This is a genomic window from Mesobacillus maritimus (assembly GCF_019749255.1).
Classification (GTDB): Bacteria; Bacillota; Bacilli; order Bacillales; family Cytobacillaceae; genus Mesobacillus_B; species Mesobacillus_B maritimus_A.
Genome location: NZ_JACWFH010000026.1, coordinates 56,653 through 73,874 on the forward strand (window position 1 = coordinate 56,653; position 17,222 = coordinate 73,874).

Here is a 17,222-nt window from a genome sequence, read left to right on the forward strand (position 1 = left end):
AAGAGGTGACATATGCTAAAAATCGGAGAAATAATAAAAGGATCTTTCTGGCCGGAAATTGTTGAAATTAAGCATTTTGAAGAAATTGACGATGATTTATTTTTAGTTGAATCAATTGGGCGTAAAACAAATAAATATTATGAACAGTATTTAGATAGGGCGCAACTAGCACAATTAGAAAATATTCAAGATGAGGAAAGTTCATTTAATTCTGAAAGATTGCAACACTATTTACAATATTACATATTAAAGACAGAGGATAAATTTTCGAAGTCTCGTGCGCGAGGAAACAAAAAGATTATCCCTCTCCCACACCAAATTGAAGCAGTGTATAGCCGCATGTTACAGTCACCTCAAGTACGATATTTATTAGCGGATGATCCGGGAGCAGGGAAAACGATAATGTCAGGAATGTTAATACGTGAGTTAATTGCAAGACAAGCAGCAGAGCGTATTTTAATTTTAGTTCCCCCTCTAGTATTGAAACAATGGCAGGAAGAGCTAAAAGATAAGTTTGGTGAAGAGTTTACCATTGTAAATCGAAGTTTATTAAATAGCTCAAGTGAGGTAAATCCATTCGAATCACATGACAAAATAATTGCATCAATTTATTGGGCTTCCCGCGAAGAAATTAAAGCGTATATTTTAAAAGCGCAGTTTGATTTAGTAATCGTCGATGAAGCGCATAAAATGGCAGCATATACGCATGGAGTCAAGAAACGTAAAGTGAATCGTACGAAAATCTACCAGCTTGGGGAGAGTTTACTTCGTCACACTGAGCATTGCTTATTACTAACTGCAACACCGCATAAAGGAGATAAAGAAAATTTTCGGCATTTAATGAGTTTGGTAGACCATGATATTTTTTCACGTTTAAATAGTGGTGATTCTATATATGAAAAGAGTAATCCTTTCGTTATTCGTCGATTAAAGGAGACAATGAAAAATTTTGATGGTACACCGTTATTCCCGAAAAGAACAACAACGACAATTACATTTGATTTAAGCTATGGCGAACGTGAGCTATATGAAGATGTAACTGCTTATGCACGTGAGCATTTCAATCGAGCAAAACAAAATAATAAACCGAATGTAGCATTTGCGATGATGATTTTACAACGTCGCCTAAGTTCGTCTTTAGATGCTATTTATTTATCCCTAAAACGACGTAAAGAAAAGTTAGAAGAATTATTAGAGTCTGAGTTAACGGCCAATAAATCAATTGAGCCATTTGAATACGACGAACTTTCAACAGAAGAGCAAGAAGAAATAGAGACTTTAGTTGAAGGAGAAACCGATGTTATTGATATAGAGGAACTAAAGTTAGAAATAGAGATTCTAGATGGATTAGTTCGTAAAGCAGAGATGCTCGTAAATCAAGATATTGAGCGTAAATATATAGAGCTTGAAAACACGTTATTCAGTCAGGATGGATTGCTTTCCAAAGGAGAAAAGATTCTTATTTTTACGGAATCAAAAGATACTTTATATTACCTTGAACGAAAGCTCCTACAGCATGTCCCTGAAGTCACAAAAATCGTTGGGAATTTTTCGATGGACCTACGTCGTGAACAAGTGGAGCGATTCCGAAATGATGTGCAAATTATGCTTGCTACAGATGCCGGGGGAGAATCTATCAACCTTCAATTCTGTAATCAAATGATTAACTATGATATTCCGTGGAATCCAAATCGTTTAGAACAGCGTATGGGACGTATTCATCGTATTGGACAAAAGAATGAAGTATTCGTCTTTAATCTTGTTGCAAAGAATACACGTGAAGGAGATGTATTGATACGTCTACTTGATAAGATGGAACAAATGCGCTCAGATTTAGGGCAAGATCAGGTCTATGATTTTATTGGTGAAGTGCTAGAAGAAAACAATATTGATTTATCGCACTTAATGGAAGAAGCGATTAGCGGCCGTGAAAATTTAGATGAGCTGATTGCACAAATGGAAAAAACATTATCTGAAGAACATGAACGATTATTAGAATTAGCTAAACAAGAACGCTTAGATGATTCCAGTTTTGATTTACCGGGTGCAAGACGTGCATATCAAGAAATTTCAATTAGTAGTATGCCGTCGCGAGTCTATAGTGAGTTTGTAGTAAAACAGTTTGAGGAAACACGTATTAAAGTAAATATCTCAAACGACGGCAATACAGTTCGAATAGATCGTTTCCCTAAAAATATTCGTGAACTAATTAAGAAGCGAAAATATTCTTTAAGAACTGATGAATCATTACGGTTTACATTAAGACCAGATAAACAAACAGAACAGTTATCTATATTACCGAATGACCATCCGTTAAAAAAATTAGCGATGGAATTAGCGAGTCAAGAGTTGCAACAAGTGGCTTTACCAATTTGTACAGTAAAAACATATGTCAGTGAACCATTAACATTAGAAATTAGCCGTATTAGTGTAGTTGATGGTACAGGACGAGAATTAGAACAAGAGTTAATGTTATTAGCTAAAAGGGAAACTGGGGAGTTCATTCAAGTAGATCCGTATTTTCTATTCCAAAAGCAATTTGAATTAATCAATACAGCAGGTACAGAAGATAAATCATTTAAAAAAGAATCTATTCTTCAAGCGAAAAAAATACTTCAATCTGTTCAAATGAAACGAGATGATTATTTAAATCGAAAGAGTACTTATTTACGTCGTTCATTTGATGAACAAATGCAAACTCTACAGGAAAGAGTAACTAATTATCTAAGTGATAACTTAAATAATAAAAATAGCGCATTAATTAACCAAACCTATACTCAAATTGAAGACTTAGAGGAACGTAGTAAAGATCGACTTGAAAATATTGAAAGAGAAAGAAGTATTCAGTTACAGTCCATTAAGCCGATTACACAACTTCATGTACAACCAATTGTAAGTGCAGCACGTGTTATTCCAAAAGATTTTATAGAAGTTGTAAAAGACTATGAATATCAAAATGGACGATTAAATATCCGTGTTAAGAATGCATTTGGCTTAGTCGATTTCACGAGTGAAGAAGCAGAGGGCAATACACGATTTATTTTACTAACACCGTCTATAGATTTGCTTTCACAACAAGTGGAATTAAATGATTACCAAGAATTAAATGGATCTGTATATGTTTATGTGGTAAATCAAAATAAAATTGTTGAAGAATTGAAAATGGAACAAATCATTGGAATGTAGTTTGAGAGAAAGTAAATAATATTATCGAATTAATGCTGGTAAATTGGAAATTAGATTAAGAGTGCGAAAATTACCATTATCGCACTCTTTTTTTTATAAGGTTACGAGAAAAGAAACATAATTAAGCTTGTAAAAATTAATTATGTTTCTTTACTTTTAAAGGAAATTCGTCTTATTTTGTCGAAAGGGTATAAATAAGAGGTTAACTAGTATAGAGGGTATTTTAAAAATGTAGTAGTGTAGAGTGCTTATAATATATTTTTTGATTTGAATTGAGTGAAAATGCCTAGGTAGTTATCCAAAAAATAGGTCTTTTGGAATTATAAAAGTAATAACGATCCAACATTATCTATTTAAAGTAATATATATTAGAAATTTAAATAGATTTATAGCGTTTTATACTGATGCTTGTTAGGATTGTTTAATTGCTAGATACAATTAGGAGTATTTATATATGGAACACTTAGTAGAAGTAACTAAACCAGTTGTTAGTAATATTACAAATCAACAAATATTATATGGCTTAGCAATAACCATACCTTCAATAGATTTACTAACACTTTTTTCTCCATCTGAATTTGAAGTTTTCATACAGGAATGGACGAGTGGATACTTGTATAAAATACAAGGTTATAAAAAGGTTTATCGAAATTCTGGTGCTGGTGATAAAGGTAGAGATGTAGTGGCATGGCTGGATGAGAAAGGGGATATATGGGACTGCTATCAGTGTAAGCATTACGAAGACCCATTGAAACCTAGTGAGGTTTGGGTTGAATTTGGAAAATTATGTTACTATACATATAATAAAGATTTCACAATTCCAAGGAAGTACTTGTTCGCTACTTCAAAAGGTTTAGGACCGTTACTCAAAAGTTACATACAGAATCCAAAACTCTTGAAAAAGTATTTAATTCAAAATTGGGATAGCAAATGTAAAAAACATATAACAGATACTGAGCAAGTAGAATTAACTGGGGCTTTTAAGAAGTATGTTGAAGATTTCGATTTTAGTATCGTTGGCTTCCTAGATCCTCTTGAAATTATTGAACAGCATAGAATGACTCCATACTACGTGCCGAGGTTCGGAGGGGGATTTAATAAATTTAGGGAGGAATCGATTACTCCTGCTGAAATCCAAGATTCAGAATTAATGTATATAACAAAATTGATTGAGGCATATAGTGAAGATAAGGGTATGCATTTTGCTGCTCCTGAAGACCTTTCTTCGCATATAAAATATATTAATCATTTAAATAGAGAACGTATTCACTATCACAAAGCACATTCACTTGCATTATTCGAGAGGGATACTTTACCTGAAGGATCTAGTGCTTTTGAAAAATTAAAAGATGCGGTATATATGGGCGTTATTGATACTGTAGAATCTGACTTTACTAGTGGCTTTATGAGAGTAAAGGAGACTACAAAGACAGCAAGAAGTTTACTGCTTTCAGGAAATCCTTTAACTAGTGTAGTAGAGGATGATGACAAGCATGGAATATGCCATCATCTAGCTAACGATAATAAAATTTCTTGGGTGGTTAGAGATGATTAATAATGGTGACTTAATAAATAACAATTTACTTTATAATTCCCCTCTAGAGGTAGCGTTAAGGACCTTGGTATTATTAAACAATGCATCTGCTGATACTTTTGATATAGATAGATTAATTATTTTTGACTACATTGTTCTTCATGCAAAAGATTTAGATGAAAGACAAAAAAATCTACATCCTTCTTTACCATTTAGAAGTTCAGAAATAATAATAAGAAGAAAATTGATTATAGAAGGGCTAGAAATGCTAGTAAGCCGAGGGTTAGTAAATATTACACATAATCAAGATGGCATATTTTATCAATCAAATAAAACGACAAAACTATTTTTAGAACTATTGAATAGTAATTATTCTATTAAACTGAGGAATCTATCTGAATGGGCATTAAGTAATTACGGTATGTTAAGTACACAACAACTAGTTTCATTAGTAAATGATGGTATTCAATTATGGGGTAGTGAGTTTGAATATGAAGCATTAGTGCGAGGGAATTATGGACAGTAAATTGGGCTTGAGATTAAATAAATTTGTAGTATCAAATAATAAAGAGACAAGAGAAATTGAGTTGAAGAATGGATTAAATATAATTTATGGACCAACGGATACTGGAAAAACATACATTTATCAATGTATAAAATATCTTTTGGGATCAAATACCCTACCTAAAAAAATACCAGAAAATAGTGATTTCCATGATGCATATCTAGAGATAAAATCCTTATACTATAATTCAATTTTTACATTGAAAAGAACGTTTTCAAAGAATAAAATTAGCATTTATGACTGTCCATTTAGTGAAATAGAAAAGGACACAGAAAGTATTACAGTAAATACAAGAGGTTCCAAGAATTTAATTTCCACTAAACTTTTAGAGTTTAGTGGGATAAATCCGGATACAAAAATTAAAACTCATATAAGAGAGAATAAATATAGGAATATTGCAATAAGGGACTTATTGTACTTCTCTCTTGTGACAGAAATGGGTATTATCACCGATGACTCATTAATTACTACTGGGCAATATACCTCGAAGACGGTTGAATTGAATTTATTTTACTATCTTATTTCTGCACAGCACACTTCTTATTTAACGTATTTATCGGATCAAAAATCTAGCAAGAAAAAGAAACAAGTACAGAATAAAGTAGAAGCTTCAAATATCTTAATTACTGAATTAATAGATGAAACAAAGCGAGAACTACTTACTCTAGAAAAAATAAAATCTAATAATGAAGTTTCTTATTCAGAAGAGTTGCTATTTGTGACCTCTGAAATTGAAGAGCAAAGCAGTAAATTGAAAAGCACCTTTGAAAATATCGAAAAACTAAAAACTAGAAAAATGATGAATCGTGAGCTGCTTAAAAGATTTAAGTTACTAACAGAGCAGTTTAACTCTGATCTTCAACGCTTAGAATTTATTTTAGAAGGTGGAGAGATAATTTCAAAATTGGCTATTGAAAACTGTCCTACCTGTGGTGGGAAATTAGTTTCAGATAGACACTCACGTCATAGAGATCCAGAAAGTATCCAAGATATTAATTCTGAGGTGCTTTTTGCTTCGTACAACGCTGAAAAGAAAAAAATACTACTTAATCTTAACGATTTAACTATGACTATAAATAATTTGGAAAACGAAAATCATATTATAAACCATGATATTAGTATGCTTGAAAAAAGATATCATGATATAAAAGAGAGAATAGACGAGGAACTAAAACCGACAAGAACTTCATTGGAAAACAAAATAAATAGAGCAGTTGATGAAAAATTAATAAAAGAGAAAATTGGATATCTAAAACAAAAATTGTATAGATTTCAATTAGAAGTATCAGATTCTAACCAGATAGAAAATAACAAATCTGCTAATCAAAGTTCATCTAATAACATAAAATATTTAATAGATAATCATTTGGATCAACTGTGTAAAATTATGAACTCTTATCTACTGGACATGAGTTTTCCTGATGTTAAACATGGAAATGAAAATGTTGAATTTGATTCAACGGCAAATGATTTTATTATAAATGGTAAAGCTAGATCTGTTTATGGAAAGGGCTATAGAGCCATCATTTATTCGGTATTTTTAGTAAGCTTTATGAAATTTTGCAGGGATAACAATCTTCCACATATAGGGTTTGTAGTGATTGATTCACCTTTAACTACTTACCAAGAAAAAGAAAATGAATTACCAGAAGAAAAAGTTCCGGAGGATTTAAAGGAAAGATTCATCAACACCCTATCAAATGAAAAAAATCTTCAAATAATAATTTTTGAAAATAAGTTTCAAATACCAACTATTGATATTAATTGTATTGAATTTACAAGGGATAGAAATAGAGGGAGATATGGGTTTATGTAAATAAGAAATTGTAACTTACATCGTAAAGGAGAGTGCGAAAATAGCCATTATCGCACTCTTGTTTGATTACAGCGAAATGAATGCTGTATCCTGCTGATTCTATTCAGTAATGTTTATTTATCAATGATTATCTAGTTCTTAATGTGCATTGACCAACAACTACTGAATCTACACTTTCTAATTGAAGGGAAAATGCTTTTTTTTTCTGTTTATAGTTTGATACACTTTTAACTGGATGATAAACAAAATACTGGTCTTGCATATTTAACTTGCTGTTAGAGGGTAATCCCTCAAGGGTGTAACCACCAACCCAGTGACTTACATTATATTTTTTGTTTTTTCTCAAATTAGGAATTAACCCTGATTTAAGAAATATCAAAATCATTTGATAGCCAAGTTCACTGCTAGCTGTTGTAAATTCTGCTTGGTTCTTTCTTTGATAACCATCTCCACTAATATATGAGTTGGATAAGTAAAGCAGCTTCTTTGGCGGTAATTCCATAAGTACATCTGGTATTCTTTTATTCTTAGCACCTTGCTCAAATAAATTAGAGAACCAAAGTGCTAAATCAATGGAATATGCACGAAGCTCTATCCCACTTTCAGCTGAAGAACTTTTATAAATAGTCGAGTTGACACCAAATACTTCTTGAATAAAATATGCAATCTTTTCAAGCAATGGCATTTCCCTCGTATGACCAGAAATACTTATGAATTTTCCTTTCGTATCGTGAAGGGAACAGCATCCTTCTGCTAAGTATGTACCGAATAACTCAAGGAGTTGTTTGTTTAATTCAATTTTTTCGGGTACGTCCTTATATCTTGGATTAGAGCTATATGCCTTTTTGACAGGTAATATTTTCGTATCCTTGATGAATTGCGGTTTGGGCATACATATGAGATCGTTAGGGAGAATCCTATGAACAGGTTGCCAAAATGGATAATCCACTTCATCATTATGTATTAAAATCAATTGCTCATTGTCACAGATGAGAGGGATGTTATATCTGAAATATTCAAGCTTTGTTGTAATTCCACGATGTTCTTTTTTTCGAATATTAATGACTTTAGCAAAATGTCCTTCTCCTGTAAAAACTGAATCACCAATTTTTAATTCCTCAATTGGTATTAAGCCCTTTGTTTTTGCATAAATTAATTGTCCTTCTTGTATCAAGAAACTCACCTCAAGAATTTATTGGACCACTTGCTTGAGGTATGCTAAAAAATACTTAATTTAGTAATTACTTTAGCATCATTTTTTCAGCCATTCTGTAAACATTGCTTGCTCACATTTTGCTAACAGATTTGTTAACAGAGTTATTTTTTTGAGCTTAATTTATTTAACTGAGCTTATTTTAAGATTAGAACAAACCTTAATGTATCAGGCTTTTTTAGACTTAATTAACTCAGATGAACTAGTTTGTTTTTGCTATACAAAATTGACAGGGTAGAGGTCGCTGGTTCGAACCCAGTCGGAATCATCAAGAAAACATCACAGAATTTGTGATGTTTTTTCTTTGTTTTTGAACAAACTTTGCCAGGATGATTACTATTTATATTGCACATATTTAAAGTATGGAAGGCGAAAAAAGAAATTGCTTTTCCAAATTATTATTTTAGGAAGTGCTTAGAGTGAACAATCCGATGACCTCGATTTTAAATACAAAGAAAACACAAAATCTTCTCAGGATGTTCGGTAAAAAGAAAAACAATAGAGGGACCATTAGTGCATCCATTGTTGGATTAGGTTTAGCAGGTGCGGCGGTGTTTGGATTTATGAAAAAAAGGCACGATGATTCTATCCAGCCAGAAAAAAATATAGCCACCTTAATGGAATCCCTGAATATAGGAAAAAGAGGTCAAATGCCAAATTTGGCTACATTGACTGAGTTTTCCAAGGAGCTGTTACCAGCAAACGAAGAAAAACAAAAGAAGTAGAACTAAAATGCCCACAATAAAGTGGGCTTTTTTCACTTTTCTCACACTTTGTTGCTCTATAGGCAACAAAGTGTGAGAAAGAGAGCTTTTGATTAAGATAGTTGAAATGCTTAGAATCTTGTATAACCTTTTGGTAAAATATTGAATATATTAGTTGAACTTGACATTATACCTTTAGGGGTATATCATATTTTCTGTAAGTCATTCTTTCATAAAATGAGGTATAAAAATGCTTTATATGATATTGTTAATTAGCCTCATAGTAGGCGTAGTATATGTTAGATATGTTCCGGTTACTGGGGTGCAGTCCACGATCTTAACGGATTTACATACCCAATCAATTAAAGTTGTAGATATCAGAGAATATAACCAATCCTATAATTATCCCATTCCAAAGTCAATAAACATCCCAATTGCCTATTTGAAAAGGAACTATCAAGAAATAGGAAGTAAAAAGGTTCATGTTATCGCTTCCGACCATCTTGAAAAGAATATGGGTATCCGTTTGTTACGTAAAAGAGGATTTAAAGTCATGAGCTATACAATCATTAATGGAAACGGTAAGCGTCAACAAAAATCAGCGTAATAGAAAGGAGCATTACCAATGGAATATAATGATCAAATTAAGAATAGAGTGAAACGGATGGAAGGCCAGCTTAGAGGAATCTTGAAAATGATGGAGGAAGGAAAAGATTGTAAAGATGTTATTACACAGTTATCAGCAGTACGATCTGCAGTGGATAGAACTGTAGGTGTGATTGTTAGTTCTAACCTGGTTGAATGTGTTCTTGAGGCTGAGAAAAATGGCGAAAAAACAGATGAATTTATTAAAGAGGCGGTCAACCTTCTCGTGAAAAGCAGATAGTTTTCACGAGGTGACCGCTCTTTTTTTTGCTTATTATTATACCTATATAAGTAATATAAAAAATAGAAATAAAGAACAAAAAATATATTGTTTGCCGCTCCGAAACACGTAGGTCATTAATGTTGTACAGATGAGCTTGGCCTGGTAGTAGCTTTGAGAAAAAGTCAGTTTACACATTAAAACTAAAGAAGAAACCAATCAAAAGTGAAGGGAACCTACTGGTAGGTTCTCTTTTTTTAGGTAAATCGCTATTTACAATAAGGACCACTCTGTGAATATTTTAGTTAAAATTTGGAAAATTAAACCTAAATGTAGAAGCGCATACGAGAAAAAAACTCAAAGTTTACCGGAGACGAAAATGGATAGGATGATAGGAGGAAAGATCCTACTTACTAATCATTTGTTGAAAGGATGAAGATAATTGTCAGGACCTAGTTTAAAGAAACAAGACTCCCATTCTTCTATACATGAAGCAGCTCTTAATGAAGCAAAAGAATTACGGCAGTTATTCAGAAAGTGCATTGAAAGCGACGATGTAGAAAAAGCGCTACAAGTTGCAGCGGTAGTGATTGAACACTGGGAATCTAGGACTTTACAGCATGCAGCAGCAGAAGAAGAAGGCTTGTATAAAGATATGGTGAAGGAAAACCCACAGTTAGAAAGGGTTGTTCACGAATTAACTCGAGACCATGATTTGATGCGGAGGATTGTCTCGAATATGAAAGAACGACTACATGCAGAAGATGTGGACAACAGAATGCTTTCTTTATTAGATTCGTTGATTATCATTGACGAAATCCATAATGAAGATGAAATGAATAGGCTACTAACAAATAGCAAATGATAGTTTGGAAAATAAAGGAGTGGAAAGGGGACCGATATGGTTCAACATAATGACATTGAAGTAAGGTTGCTACGCTTTTCGGCACCCGCATTATACCAAGAAATGGTTGATATTTTTTCAAAGGTTAACCTCCATCCCTATGACCTTCACGCAACCACGGTGAAAACAGAAGAAGGATTTGAGGTAACTATACAATTTTCTTCATCGTTTACACAGTCTGTTACAACGTTTGTAAGTTTTGAACAAGCATCAAAACCAGATGAAGAAACTGCCATTTTTTTTACGGAGACCGCGGATAAATGCAAGCAACAATTAATTGCTGATTACTTTAATAGGATTAAAGTCTAACGTTGCTACTATATGAAAAAATCAATAAAAGGAGCTGAGAGTCGATTGTTTGAGTTAAAAAATGATGCATTGCTGATTGATGACAGAGAGGATTTGATTGCTGTGCTTCGGATGCGGTTCGGAGAGATTTCAGGAGACATCATCCAACAAATATATGAAATTAACGACTACAGTACCTTGCAAGCATTAATACTTGGTGCTGCCAATGCTCCAAATTGGAAAACCTTTCTTGCGGAATTCAAGATGGGAAATGAATCATTTCGGTTAGTAGGAGAGAATTTTAACCCCTTAGCTAATGACCAGAAAGGGTGGGATAGCCTCGATGAAGCAAAAGAAAAATGATTTGCTACACTCACTAAAACATCTTGTTCGAGGAGAACGTATCAATGATGGCTGGACAGAGGAAAGTCCACGACCACGTGACTGGGAATCCGTCTACCGTCGTCGTTGGGCGTTTGATAAAATCGTCCGCTCCACACATGGTGTTAATTGTACAGGTTCATGTAGCTGGAGAATACATGTTAAGGACGGAATCATTGCCTATGAAACCCAGCAAACTGATTATCCTTCCACGGGCGATGATTTTCCAGACTACGAACCAAGGGGATGTCCTCGCGGAGCAAGCTTCTCTTGGTATACATATAGTCCAACACGGGTGAAATATCCGTATGTTCGCAGTGACCTCTATGCATTATGGAAAGAAGAGCTCAAACAGGCAGATGACCCTATCAAAGCTTGGGAGAATATCGTTAGTGACCCGAAAAAACGTGCTCAATATGTATCGGCTCGTGGGAAAGGTGGTTTTGTCCGCGGTAATTGGAAAGATGTTTGCCAAATGATTGCCGCGTCGACGATTTATACAATTAAGAAATATGGTCCAGACCGCATTGTTGGATTTAGTCCGATTCCGGCGATGTCAATGGTTAGCTATTCAGGTGGAACGAGATTTCTATCTTTAATTGGCGGAACCATTTTAAGCTTTTATGATTGGTATGCCGATTTGCCGCCCGCTTCGCCTCAAGTTTGGGGAGACCAGACAGATGTTCCTGAAAGTGGAGATTGGTACAACACAAAATATTTCATTATTTGGGGTACGAATATTCCTCAGACTAGAACACCTGATGCCCACTTTATGGTGGAGTCACGCTATAACGGAACTAAAGTTGTGGGAGTTAGTCCTGATTACGCAGAATACGAAAAATTTGCCGATATGTGGCTTCCTGCAAAAGCTGGGACTGATGGTGCCCTTGCCATGGCTATGACACATGTAATTTTAAAGGAGTTTTACGTCGATAAAGAAACTCCTTACTTTACTGACTATGTGAAACAATATACCGATTTGCCTTACCTAATTACGTTGAAAGAACACAATGGTAACTTCCGTTCGGATACCTTTTTACGTGCCTCCGATATCGGGGATAGCCAAGAGCTCGCTGAATGGAAAACAGTGGTTTGGGATGAAAGTACAAAAACGTTTGCGGTTCCAAACGGAAGTGTAGGTTTCCGTTGGGATAAAAGCAATAAATGGAACCTGGATTTAACTGGAGAAAACGAATCTGAAATTAACCCTTTACTTAGCTTCCTTAACGAAAAGGATTCTGAAGTGATGGTAGAATTTCCTTATTTCTCGAAAGAACAGGGAGAGACCGTCGAGCGCGGTGTTCCGATTAAGAAGATAAAAGACAAAGATGGAAACGAATTAATCATTACGACTGTCTTTGATTTGATGCTTGCTCATACAGGAGTGAATCGCGGTCTCCAAGGAGATTATCCGAGCGATTATAATGATGCCGACAGACCTTATACACCTGCATGGCAGGAGAGTATCACTGGGGTAAATCGAGCACATGTAATTCAAGTAGCGAGAGAGTTCGCGGAAAATGCTGCTCTAACAAAAGGAAAGTCGATGATTGCCATGGGTGGTGGGACAAACCACTGGTTCCATAGTGATCAAATTTACCGTTCGATTTTAAATCTGATTCTATTAACAGGTTCACAAGGGACGAATGGTGGAGGTTGGGCTCATTACGTAGGTCAGGAAAAGGTGCGTCCGCTAGAAGGCTTTTCACAAATCGCCTTTGCAAATGATTGGGTAAAAGCACCTCGTTTCATGAATGGCACGTCCTTCTTTTACTTTGCGACTGAACAATTCCGTTATGAATATAATTTTGATGAAGTTCAAACCAAATGGGGTAGTAAATATACCAACATGCATCCAGCTGACTTTAATGCCATGTCCGCACGATTAGGGTGGCTACCAAGCTTTCCACAGCTTTCGCAAAACTCTTTGGATGTAATGAAGGATGCGCGAACACGAAACAAAGATGACAAGGCAGTTATCGATGATCTGGCGAAGCAGTTAGCAGACGGAAAGCTTGATTTTGCGATTGAAAACCCAAATGATCCGCGAAATTTCCCGCGCGTATTCTTTAACTGGAGATCTAATTTGCTCGGTGATAGTGGGAAAGGGCACGAGTACTTCGTAAGGCACCTAATAGGCTCAAAAGATACAGTACTTTCAGATGTTGAACAATCCTGGCAGCCTAAGGATGTCAATATCACCGAAACCCCACCGGAAGGGAAAACCGATTTATTTGTCAGTATGGACTTTAGGATGACTAGTTCAGGATTGTTTTCAGATATTGTTTTACCAGCGGCAACGTGGTATGAAAAACAGGATATCAGTACAACAGATCTTCATCCGTTTATCCATCCATTTAATGCAGCGATTAGTCCACCGTGGGAAACGAAAAGCGACTGGGCTGCTTTCCGTGAGATTGCAAAACAATTTTCTGAACTAGCCAAGGAACATCTTCCAGCACAAGAAGATTTAGTTATGTCGCCTCTTGCCCATGATACAGTCAATGAAATTGCCCAGCCACGGGGAAAAGTCAAAGACTGGCGTAAAGGGGAAGTCGAGGCGATTCCAGGGAAAACGATGCCGAATTTTAATTTTGTCAAACGCGATTACCCAAATGTGTATGATATGTGGATTACAGTCGGACCCAATATTAAAAATGGTTACGGAACCAAAGGGGTCAAGATTCCAGGGGATAAAGTGTATCAATCTCTCCTTGATCGCTTAGGGAAGTCAAAACAGGAAGGGGTTGGCAAAGGCTATCCTTCGTTGTATTCAGATAGACAAGCCATCAATGCAATCTTGCTTATGTCGGGTGCAACAAATGGGAAACGTGCAGTTGAAGGGTGGAAATCATTAGAGGAAAAAACAGGTAAAAAGTTAGCGCATATTTCTGAAGGACGTGAAGATGAGGACTTTACCTTAGATGCCTTGACCATTCAACCTCGTCAAACGATTTCAACACCTGTATGGAGCGGGTTAGAGAATGATAACCGACGCTATTCACCGTTTACTGTTAACAAGGAGTATCATATCCCTTGGCATACACTGACTGGACGTCAAAGTTTTTATTTAGATCATGAGGTTATGCTTGATTATGGGGAAGCTCTTCCTTTGTATTTGCCGCCAATTAATCGAGGACCATTTGTAAAAGGGGAAAAAGAGATTGCTAATAACGGTAAATCGATTACGCTTCGGTATATGACGCCCCATCAGAAGTGGGGAATTCATACGATGTTTACTGAATCCTCGCACATGGTTCAATTATTCCGTGGGTGGCAGGTGATTTGGATGAATGAAGAAGATGCCGCGGAAATTGGAATTAAAGACAATGATTGGATTGAAGTGTACAACCGAAATGGGGCTGTTGCTGCTAGAGCAGTCGTGACCTACCGGATGCCTCGGGGAGCAATCTATATGCACCATGCACAGGACCGAACAATGGGGGTTCCAGCTAATACAATCAATAAAAACCGTGGAGGGACCCATAATAGTGTGACAAGAATTTATCCAAAAGCAACCCATATGATTGGTGGTTACTCACAACTAAGCTACGGCTTTAATTACTATGGACCGACTGGAAGCCAGCGCGACACATTAGCAATAGTCAGGCCACTAAAGGAGGTCGATTGGCTTGAAAATTAAAGCACAGGTAGCCATGGTAATGCATTTGGATAAATGCATCGGCTGCCATACTTGTTCTGTAACATGTAAAAATGTTTGGACCAACCGTCCAGGGATGGAATATGTCTGGTATAACAATGTTGAGACACGCCCTGGACCAGGTTACCCTAAGTCGTGGGAAGACACCGACCGCTATAAAGGAGGATGGACACTTCGGAATGGAAGGCTCCATTTGAAAGCGGGAGGACCTATTTCAAAATTGGCAAACATTTTTTATAATCCAAACATGGCGGAGATGGACGATTTTTATGAACCATGGACTTATGATTATCAAAATTTAATCAAGAGTCCAAGGAAAGAGAATATTCCGGTGGCACGACCAAAGTCCATGATTACCGGTGACTATATCGATAAACCAACATGGGGTTCCAACTGGGATGATGATCTAGCTGGCGGAAGTGAAGTTGTGCCAATGGATCCGAACGTCCAAAAATTACAAGAACATATTGCAATGGAGTATGAGAAGACCTTTATGATGTATTTGCCAAGAATATGTGAGCATTGCTTAAATCCATCATGTGTTGCTTCATGCCCGTCTGGTGCATTGTATAAGCGGGATGAAGATGGAATTGTCCTTGTTGATCAAGATGCATGTCGGGGCTGGCGCTTTTGCACAAATGGCTGTCCATATCATAAAGTCTACTATAATTGGAATACCCATAAAGCGGAGAAATGTAATTTCTGTTATCCACGAACGGAGGCTGGACTACCAACAGTTTGTTCAGAGACTTGTGTTGGGCGCATTCGTTATATCGGGGTTCTTTTATATGACGCGGATAAGGTGAAAGAGGCAGCATCAGTAGAAGATCCAAAAGATTTATATGAATCTCAGCTCTCAGTTTTTCTAGATCCATTTGACCCAGAAGTGATTGCAAAAGCAGAAGAGCAGGGGATTAATCGTAGCTGGATTGAAAGTGCCCAGGAGTCACCTGTCTATAAAATGGCGATGAAGTGGAAAATTGCGTTGCCACTCCATCCTGAGTATCGAACCTTACCGATGGTCTGGTATGTCCCACCACTCAGTCCAATAATGAGCCATATTACAAATGAGAGCCAATTGAGTGCTGAAGGGTATATCCCAGCTGTTGATGATATGAGAATTCCGATGCAATACTTAGCCTCACTGTTATCAGCTGATGATACCACAGTCATCCGTAAGGTACTGTTAAAAATGGCTGCCATGCGAGTTCATATGCGTGCCAAAACAGTGGGAGGCATCGATGATATGAAAAAGAGCAAATTGTTGCAAGAAGCAGATATTACAATAGAAGAGTTAGAAGACATGGCTCGGTTACTTGGGGTTGCTAAATACAATGAACGGTTTGTTATCCCGACAGGACGCCGTGAAATGGATGAAGATTTACATTACAAGCAAGGAGCATGCAGTATTGAAGATCTAGCACCACCAGAGGGAATGGTGACCTATCCGTTTGAAAGAAGTGAAGGTCTATGACAAACGAGGAAAAAGCAATTCTAATCATCATGTCGAGGGTATTAGACTATCCTCAGGAATCTTATCGTAAAGAATTTACCTCAATGAAGGAATTAGTGATAAGTGAGGTATCATCGGCAGGAAAGAGGAAGGAAATCGTAGAGCGGTTAGAGCCGCTTTACGAGACCCCTTTGCTTGATCTTCAGAAACTTTATGTGGAAACATTTGATTACAAAGAGGCAACCGGACTTTATTTAACATCACATGAGTTAGGAGATAGTCGCAAGCGCGGGGGTGCCTTGATCAAATTGCAAAAGATGGTTTGTGAAGCAGGCTTTGAATATGAAGGAAAGGAATTAGTTGACTATATCCCGATGCTACTTGAACTGTTGGCCCATGCACCCGATGAAGAAAACTTTTGCCGACTTTCACGGCGTATGTCAATCGCTGTCCATCGCATCGCCAATAATCTAGGAAGTAGCAATCCTTATTCACAGGCATTTTCTATTTTAACGAAGTTTGTTTTTGAAGAACCCGAAGCAGAGGAAATCCATCTCATAGAAAACCAACGTGAAGTAGCGGATTTAGATGAAATGCCTTATCCGTTGACCTATCAATAATGGTTGAACATGCTTTAGGATAGCATGACTTA

The 17,222-nt window shown here is 36.3% G+C and carries 14 protein-coding genes; 13 read left to right on the forward strand and 1 reads right to left on the reverse strand.

All coding sequences use genetic code 11. The annotated features are described in order from the left end of the window. The first annotated feature begins 12 nt into the window (after positions 1 to 12). From H0185_RS18260 to H0185_RS18275, 4 genes are all read left to right on the forward strand, one after another. Complete coding sequence (locus H0185_RS18260; RefSeq protein ID WP_221874925.1) at positions 13 to 3,186, forward strand: DEAD/DEAH box helicase; 3,174 nt, start codon at positions 13 to 15, stop codon at positions 3,184 to 3,186. 454 nt (positions 3,187 to 3,640) lie between these two features. Continuing rightward, a complete protein-coding gene (locus H0185_RS18265) occupies positions 3,641 to 4,741 on the forward strand; it encodes an ABC-three component system protein (protein ID WP_221874926.1) in 1,101 nt (366 codons plus the stop codon). Beyond that, on the forward strand, positions 4,734 to 5,246 hold the full coding sequence (locus H0185_RS18270) for an ABC-three component system middle component 2 (protein ID WP_221874927.1): 513 nt from the start codon (positions 4,734 to 4,736) through the stop codon (positions 5,244 to 5,246). The genes H0185_RS18265 and H0185_RS18270 overlap by 8 nt, the downstream gene beginning before the upstream one ends. Further along, entirely contained in the window at positions 5,236 to 7,101 is a 1,866-nt protein-coding gene (locus tag H0185_RS18275) for an ATP-binding protein (protein ID WP_221874928.1), read from the forward strand. The genes H0185_RS18270 and H0185_RS18275 overlap by 11 nt, the downstream gene beginning before the upstream one ends. A 127-nt stretch (positions 7,102 to 7,228) precedes the next feature. On the opposite strand, the gene H0185_RS18280 is transcribed toward H0185_RS18275, so the two are convergent. After that, positions 7,229 to 8,275: an LAGLIDADG family homing endonuclease gene (locus H0185_RS18280; protein ID WP_221874929.1), complete on the reverse strand. Its 1,047-nt coding sequence runs from the start codon at positions 8,273 to 8,275 to the stop codon at positions 7,229 to 7,231. Positions 8,276 to 8,733: 458 nt separating this feature from the next. Between H0185_RS18280 and H0185_RS18285 the strand changes: the two genes are divergently transcribed. The 9 genes from H0185_RS18285 to narJ all read left to right on the forward strand — a co-directional run bounded on the left by H0185_RS18285 (position 8,734) and on the right by narJ (position 17,190). Further along, positions 8,734 to 9,039, forward strand: coding sequence for a hypothetical protein (locus tag H0185_RS18285; RefSeq protein ID WP_221874930.1), 306 nt, complete (start codon positions 8,734 to 8,736; stop codon positions 9,037 to 9,039). A 229-nt stretch (positions 9,040 to 9,268) separates the two neighbouring features. Beyond that, entirely contained in the window at positions 9,269 to 9,625 is a 357-nt protein-coding gene (locus H0185_RS18290) for a rhodanese-like domain-containing protein (protein WP_246629273.1), read from the forward strand. A gap of 18 nt (positions 9,626 to 9,643) precedes the next feature. Then, on the forward strand, positions 9,644 to 9,904 hold the full coding sequence (locus H0185_RS18295) for a metal-sensitive transcriptional regulator (RefSeq protein WP_221874931.1): 261 nt from the start codon (positions 9,644 to 9,646) through the stop codon (positions 9,902 to 9,904). 421 nt (positions 9,905 to 10,325) lie between these two features. Continuing rightward, on the forward strand, positions 10,326 to 10,748 hold the full coding sequence (locus tag H0185_RS18300) for a hemerythrin domain-containing protein (RefSeq protein ID WP_221874932.1): 423 nt from the start codon (positions 10,326 to 10,328) through the stop codon (positions 10,746 to 10,748). A 36-nt stretch (positions 10,749 to 10,784) separates the two neighbouring features. Beyond that, entirely contained in the window at positions 10,785 to 11,096 is a 312-nt protein-coding gene (locus tag H0185_RS18305) for a hypothetical protein (RefSeq protein ID WP_221874933.1), read from the forward strand. 45 nt (positions 11,097 to 11,141) lie between these two features. After that, entirely contained in the window at positions 11,142 to 11,438 is a 297-nt protein-coding gene (locus H0185_RS18310; RefSeq protein WP_221874934.1) for a hypothetical protein, read from the forward strand. Further along, a complete protein-coding gene (locus tag H0185_RS18315) occupies positions 11,419 to 15,099 on the forward strand; it encodes a nitrate reductase subunit alpha (RefSeq protein ID WP_221874935.1) in 3,681 nt (1,226 codons plus the stop codon). The genes H0185_RS18310 and H0185_RS18315 overlap by 20 nt, the downstream gene beginning before the upstream one ends. Then, positions 15,089 to 16,591, forward strand: coding sequence for a nitrate reductase subunit beta (gene narH, locus H0185_RS18320; RefSeq protein ID WP_221874936.1), 1,503 nt, complete (start codon positions 15,089 to 15,091; stop codon positions 16,589 to 16,591). Before H0185_RS18315 ends, narH begins: the two co-directional genes overlap by 11 nt. Continuing rightward, entirely contained in the window at positions 16,588 to 17,190 is a 603-nt protein-coding gene (narJ, locus tag H0185_RS18325) for a nitrate reductase molybdenum cofactor assembly chaperone (RefSeq protein ID WP_221874937.1), read from the forward strand. The genes narH and narJ overlap by 4 nt, the downstream gene beginning before the upstream one ends. The last annotated feature ends 32 nt before the right edge of the window (positions 17,191 to 17,222 follow it).

Excerpts from the sequence above, each read along its gene's own strand:
- H0185_RS18315 (WP_221874935.1), top strand. The coding sequence starts at position 11,419 with ATGAAGCAAAAGAAAAATGATTTGCTACACTCACTAAAACATCTTGTT.
- H0185_RS18265 (WP_221874926.1), top strand. The coding sequence starts at position 3,641 with ATGGAACACTTAGTAGAAGTAACTAAACCAGTTGTTAGTAATATTACA.
- H0185_RS18270 (WP_221874927.1), top strand. The coding sequence starts at position 4,734 with ATGATTAATAATGGTGACTTAATAAATAACAATTTACTTTATAATTCC.
- H0185_RS18275 (WP_221874928.1), top strand. The coding sequence starts at position 5,236 with ATGGACAGTAAATTGGGCTTGAGATTAAATAAATTTGTAGTATCAAAT.
- H0185_RS18305 (WP_221874933.1), top strand. The coding sequence starts at position 10,785 with ATGGTTCAACATAATGACATTGAAGTAAGGTTGCTACGCTTTTCGGCA.
- H0185_RS18260 (WP_221874925.1), top strand. The coding sequence starts at position 13 with ATGCTAAAAATCGGAGAAATAATAAAAGGATCTTTCTGGCCGGAAATT.
- H0185_RS18295 (WP_221874931.1), top strand. The coding sequence starts at position 9,644 with ATGGAATATAATGATCAAATTAAGAATAGAGTGAAACGGATGGAAGGC.
- H0185_RS18290 (WP_246629273.1), top strand. The coding sequence starts at position 9,269 with ATGCTTTATATGATATTGTTAATTAGCCTCATAGTAGGCGTAGTATAT.
- narJ (WP_221874937.1), top strand. The coding sequence starts at position 16,588 with ATGACAAACGAGGAAAAAGCAATTCTAATCATCATGTCGAGGGTATTA.